Raw genomic sequence first — 7,026 nt, 5'->3', positions numbered from 1 at the left:
GTTAGGAAAAAACAACACACTAAAACCCTTAGACTCTAAATGTGTTATCTTTATGTCAAAAAACATAATCAAAAAGATAAGCATTTGGGTCTCAATACAGAGAGCACAAACAAAACAAAAGACTCAAAATATTCACACTCTAAGCAATGATCCTCTACTCTAAGTTCCAAAGAGATCAATAATGCTAAAATGTGTCTTTTTTATGTTTTGGAGGTGTTTTTAAGTTTTTTCATTGGAGAGTTTGTTATGAAAAAATTATATGCCCCACAAGCAGCGAGTGAATTAAAACGTTCTCGTTTTTCTTTGGTTAAAGTTCTTTCGTTGGCTATAGCTGCTACATTCTTATCGAATGTTACGCCTGTTTTTTCAGCAAATCCTGATTTTAGAAACACCTTTCTTGAAGGTGTAAAAAGTGTTGGTATATCTTATCCACAAAGCATTCTCTCTGTTGCTGGTTTGAATGATTCTGAAGACTATGCAAATTTTCTAATCAATTTTTTTTCTGATACGGATGATAATAGTTCCATAATAAATGTTTTGACAGAAGGTAGCCGTTTTGCGCGAGTTGGAAATGTTGGTGATAAAAAAGCGCTACAACTTACAAGAAGTATTCATACGAATTCTATAGATGGTGCAGATTTTTCAAACCCTTCTGGTTTGTTAAGAACAGTATCGACCCAAAGAGCTGCAGCAAAAGGCAATGGTCATCCTCTGGAGCAGGGTTATAGTGCGAGTGCAAAAGGTTATGATGCTATTGCGTTAGGTCCATTGGCGGAAGCAAAACAAGATAGAAGTATTGCTATAGGTTTGTCTTCTTACGCTAATGCTCATAATAGTATTGCGATTGGTTCTGCTCCAGACTTTGCTACTGAAGAGCAAAGAACAACTGCTGGAGATGAAAAAGCAATTGCCATAGGTTTTCAAGCTAGAGCTTTCGGCAAGTTTACAATAGCGTTGGGGGATTCTGCTAGCACTACACAGGAAGATGCGATTGCTATTGGTCATCATGCAAAAGTAGATATACACCAAGGTGTTGCTATAGGAAGTAATTCTGTAGCTGATAGGGCTGATGGTATTTTGGGGTATGCTTCTTTGCAGCAGGGACCGGCAAAAAACACTGAAGTGCAATGGAAAAGTACGCAGGGTGCCGTTAGTTTTGGTAATCCTAGTAAGGGCATAACGCGGCAGATTATAGGTGTAGCAGCTGGTAGTGAACCTACTGATGCAGTAAATGTTATACAGTTAAAAGATTTAGAAAGTGTCGTAAGAAAAGGCGGTTGGAAACTCTCTGTTGGGGGTAAGAATGGTAAAACCGTTATTATGGACAGTACGGTAGATTTTTCCACTGGAAGTACAAATCTTACGATTACAAAAGGTGATAAAGATAATAATGTAAAATTTGATCTATCTAAGGAAATTGCAGTCAATAAAGTAACTGCAGGAAGCAGTACCCTAGACGCAACAGGTTTAGTGATTGCCAATGGTCCGAAAATAACCACCGGTGGTATAGATGTTGGCAGTAAAAAGATAACAGGAGTGGCAACGGGTACTGAAAGCACCGATGCGGTGAATTTTGGACAGCTGAAGGAAATAAAAGAACAGGTAGCAACTAGTAGTTTCGTAAAACAAGATGCACAGACGAAGTTCATAACCATTGGTAAGGATACAGATGGCGATAAAATCACAATTGCCAATAAAGATAATAAAACCAGAATTCTTTCTGGTGTTGCATCTGGCACGAACGACACTGATGCCGTGAATGTTGCGCAGCTAAAAGCTCTAAAAAACTCTATAACTTCAAGTTGGGATCTCTCTGTTGAGGGTGCAGATACGACGAGTGTTAATTCAACTAGTCCAATGGATTTGGCAGCTGGAAGTAGCAACCTAAATATTACAAAAGGCAAAGAGGACAATAAGGTAAAATTTGATTTAGCAAAGGACATCACACTGGAGAGCGTAAAGGCAGGTACAAATACTTTAGACGAAACAGGCTTAATGATTACAGGTGGTCCGAAAATAACAACTAGTGGTATTGATGCTGGCAATAAAGAGCTAAAAGGCGTTAAAGATGGGGCGCTCTCAGTAGGATCGACAGAAGCGGTAAATGGTTCACAACTTTTGGCAACAAATAATGAAATTGCTGATGTAAGAGACAGTATTCTTGTTAAGCAAGAAGAAGGGATGGCGTTAAGTCGCAGTCTCCATGCTGAGGGATCAGGTGTTATCACCATTGGGAAAGGAACTGGTGGCACTGAAATCAGCATTCTGAATAAAGATAATGGGGCAAGGAAAATTTCCGGTCTATTAGGTGGCGATCTCAGTGCAAATTCAGATGAAGCAGTCACTGGTTCTCAGTTGTTTACTACAAATCAAAATGTTACAACTGTAACAAGTGATCTCAAAACAGTATCTGAGAATATAGCCAAATATTTCGGTGGTGGCGCTAAATATGAAAATGGCGCTTGGACTGCTCCTAAATTTACTGTTAAGTCCGTTAAGGATGATGGCGAAACAGAAAACAAAGAATATCCTGATGTAGCGGATGCACTTGCAGGAGTTGGAAGTTCTATCACGAATGTTCAGAATAAATTGACTGAACAGGTTAATAATGTAATTACCAAAGTGGAAAGCGAGAGCTTTGTTCAGCAAGATAAGACAACGAGTCGTCTCACTATTGGAGCTGCAGTAGAAGGCAGTGAAATCAACATAGCTAACAAGACTGGTGCGGATCGGATAATTTCAGGTGTTGGTGAAGCAAAGAACAATAATGACGCTGTTAACAAAAGCCAGCTTGATAGCAATATCAAGAATGTCAATGATAATGTAACAAATAAGTTTAGCGAACTTACTAAAAACATAACGAATATTACTCAGCAAGTTAAAGGTGATGCTTTGTTATGGAATGATGAAGCTAATGCCTTTGTAGCACGTCATGAAAAGAGCAAAGAAGAAAAAGGCAGAGCTGTAGCGACTCAAGATAACAGCAAAATTACGTTTCTTTTAGATGGTGATGTTTCTAAAGATTCAACGGATGCTGTCACGGGTGGACAGCTTTATTCGCTGAACGAACAACTTGCAACCTATTTTGGTGGTAGTGCTGGCTATGATGAGCAAGGACAATGGAAAGCTCCAAGTTTTAAGGTTAAGACAGTTAAGGATGATGGTAAATCTGAAGAGAAAACTTATAGCAATGTGGCGGATGCTTTGGCTGGAGTTGGTACTTCTGTTACGAATGTAAAAAATGAGATCAGCAAAGAGATTACGAATGTAGTGAGTGAAAGCCTTGTCAAGCAGGATAGGATGGGTCTTATTACTATTGGTGCGGAAAGAGGCGGCAATAAAATCAATATTTTAAATCGGGATGGTGATGCTCGAATTCTTTCTGGTGTTAAGGCAGCGCAAAATGGGGACGAGGCAGTCAATAAAGCGCAGCTTGATGCAAGTCTGAAGGATCTTTCCAGCAGCCTTCAGTCAGAAGATTCAGCAGTGGTTCTCTACGATAAAAAAGAAGACGGAATAGTTGACTATAGCAGTGTGACTTTAGGCAAAGGTAAGGATGCAGAACCAGTTGCGCTTCATAATGTAAAAGATGGTGTCATTGGTGAGAGCTCACATGATGCGATTAATGGTAGTCAGATCAATACAATTTCTCAGGATTTAGCTAAGTTTCTTGGTGGTGATGCAAAATTTGTTGGCGGTATGTTTACAGGACCAACCTACAAGTTATCTAAGGTTGATGCAGATGGTAATATAACAGACGGCTTTTTTAAAGATGTTGGTAGTGCATTTACTGGTCTTGATGCAAATATCAAGAATGTGAATGCGCGGATTAAAGAAGTTTCTGAAGGGGTAGCGCAGGATTCTTTGAATTGGAGTAATAAAGCCAATGCCTTTGTAGCACGTCATGAAAAGAGCAAAGAAGAAAAAGGCAGAGCTGTAAGGAGACAGGAAAACAGTAGAATTACGTTTCTTGCAAATGGTGACATTACCTCGAACTCAACAGATGCCATTAATGGTGGACAACTCTATTCGATGAGTAACACTCTTGCGACATATTTAGATAGTGGTGCTGGCTATGATGAGAGTGGACAATGGAAAGCTCCCAATTTTGTTATCAAGAAAGTTGATGCAGCAGGCAAAGAAAGTGAGAAAAGCTATAAGAGTGTAGCGGAAGCCCTTTCTGATATTAGTACTTCTGTCACGAATGTTCATAATGATGTGACTAATGTTGTCAGTGATAGCCTCGTCAAACAGGATGATGGAGATGCTGGTCGTATTACTATTGGCGCCAAAACAGAAGGTACAGAAATCAACATTGCCAATAAAAGTGGTGTGGATCGGATTCTTTCTGGTGTGAAGAAAGCTGTGAATGATAATGAAGCGGTTAACAAAAGTCAGCTTGATGAAAGTTTAGAGAAGCTTTCTAATAGTTTTCAATCTGATGACTCAGCTGTTGTTCATTACGATAAAAAAGATGGTGATAATGGCGGCATTAATTACACGAGTGTGACTCTAGGTAAAGGTAAGGATAAGGCAGCTGTAGGACTCCATAATGTTGCCGATGGTCAGATTGCCAAGGGTTCACATGATGCAATCTCGGGTGGTCAGATTAATAAAATCGGTGAGGATGTAGCTAAGTTTTTAGGTGGTGATGCTGCATTTAAAGAGGGTGTTTTTACCGCTCCGACTTATAAAATCTCTAATGTTTCTGACGATGGTACAGTAACGACTAATTCACATAACGATGTTGGTAGCGCCTTTGCGGGTCTTGATACGAGTGTCAAGAATGTGAACACTCATCTGTCTAATGAGGTCAAAAAGTTTGATGAAAAACTGAGTAATATTACGCAAGCAGTTCAAGGCGATGCATTGTTATGGGGTAAGACTAAAGGTGCGTTTGTAGCGACGCATGGGGACAATAAAGAGAACAGCAAGCTTACATCACTTGCAGATGGCTCTATAGTATCAGGCTCGAGTGATGCGATTACGGGTGGACAGATTTATGATCTGCAAAAACAGTTTGCGACCTATTTTGGTGGAGGAGCAGGTTACGATAAAGATGGACAATGGAAAGCTCCAAGTTTTGTGATCAAGAAAGTTGATGCAGAAGGTAAAGAAAGTGAGGAAAGCTATAAGAGTGTAGCGGAAGCATTTGCTGGAGTTGCGAGTTCTATCACGAATGTTCATAATGATGTGACCAATGTAGTTAGTGATAGCCTTGCGAAGCAGGATGAAAAGACAAAAGTTATCACTATTGGTAAAGAAGTAGAAGGCAGTGAAGTCAACATAGCCAACAAGACTGGTACGGATCGGACACTTTCAGGTGTTGGTGAAGCAACAAAGGATAATGAAGCTGTTAACAAAGGTCAGCTTGATAAAAGATTAGAGAAGCTTTCTAACAGTCTTCAGTCTGATGATTCAGCTGTTGTTCACTACGATAAAAAAGAGGGTGAGAATGGCGGCATTGATTACACGAGTGTGACTTTAGGTAAAGGTAAGGATGCAGGACCAGTTGCACTTCATAATGTCAAAGATGGTGCCATTGGTGAGAGTTCACATGATGCGATTAATGGTAATCAGATCAACACGATTTCTCAGAATGTAGCTAAATTCCTTGGTGGCGATGCAAAATTTGTTGAGGGTACGTTTACAGGACCAACCTACAAGTTATCCAAGGTTGATACAGCTGGTAATATAACAAATGGCTCTTTTAATGATGTTGGGAGTGCTTTTGCCGGTCTTGATGAGAATATCAAGAATGTGAATGCACGGATTAAAGAAGTTTCTGAAGGAGTAGCGCAAGATTCTTTGTTATGGAATGATGAAGCCAATGCCTTTGTAGCACGTCATGAGAAGAAGCAAGAAGAACAAGGCAGAGCTTTAAGGACACAAGAAAACAGTAGAATTACGTTTCTAGCAAATGGTGAGATTAGCGCTAAATCAACAGATGCTGTTACGGGTAATCAGCTTTTTGAAACGAATGATAAGGTTGTTACTTATTTAGGAGGCAATGCAGCTTTTAATAATGGTGCGTTTACAGGGCCGACCTATAGTTTATCGGAGATTGATAAAGATGGTAAGATAACAGCCAAACCTTTTACCAATGTTGGTTCAGCTTTTGAAGGACTTGATACAAATATCAAGAATGTCAATCAGAGGATTAAGGAAGTTTCTGAAGGAGTCGCACAGGATTCTTTGAATTGGAATAATGAAGCCAATGCATTTGTGGCTAAGCATGGAACGGAAGGAAACAATAGCAAATTGAAGTTTCTTTTAGATGGAGAAATTTCTAAAGGTTCAACAGAAGCGATCACTGGCAACCAACTTTATTCAATGAATCAAGCAGTTGCGACGTATTTGGGTGGAGGTGCTGGCTATGAAAATGGAAAATGGGTTGCACCCACATTCAAGCTTGAAACTGTCAATTCTGATGGTAGTGCTGGTGAGGAAAAGGTTTACAATAGTGTAGCGGAAGCATTTGCAGGTGTTGCAAGTTCTATTACGAATGTTCACAATGATGTGACCAATGTAGTCAGTGATAGCCTTGCCAAGCAGGATGATAGTACGAAGGTTATCACTATTGGTAAAGAAGTAGAAGGTACAGAACTCAATATTGCCAACAGTAAGAAAGAAGACCGGATACTTTCAGGTGTTAAGGCAGGAGTACTTTCAGCAGAATCGACAGAAGTTGTAAATGGCTCTCAGTTATTTGCAACTAATAAAAATGTTACGACAGTGAGTACTAATCTAGACAGTGTTTCTAAAAATACATCGAGCTATTTAGGTGGTGGTGCTGATGTGCTTGTAGGCAATCTTCCGACGTATGTTGTTGGTGGTCAGTCATATCATGATGTTGGTTCAGCTTTTAGCGGTGTTGATACATCGCTGACAGATCTTCATAATGAGCTTTCTAAGAACAGCAATGAACTTACACAGACCATTGAGCAGAATGCTTTGTTATGGAATGATGAAGCCAATGCCTTTGTAGCACGTCATGTAAAGAACAAAGAGAAAGATGGTCAAGTT

At 39.7% G+C, this 7,026-nt stretch carries 1 protein-coding gene; it reads left to right on the top strand.

Annotated features, from left to right (window positions below; all coding sequences use genetic code 11):
- Positions 1-246 precede the first annotated feature (246 nt).
- Positions 247-7,026, top strand: a 6,780-nt coding sequence (locus ACFIMU_RS08365; protein ID WP_375697009.1) for a hypothetical protein, incomplete at its 3' end; no start/stop codon positions are given.

The sequence above is a fragment of the Bartonella sp. AC70YNML genome (genome assembly GCF_042196545.1).
Classification (GTDB): domain Bacteria; phylum Pseudomonadota; class Alphaproteobacteria; order Rhizobiales; family Rhizobiaceae; genus Bartonella.
This window is presented reverse-complemented; position numbering and strand designations above follow the sequence as displayed.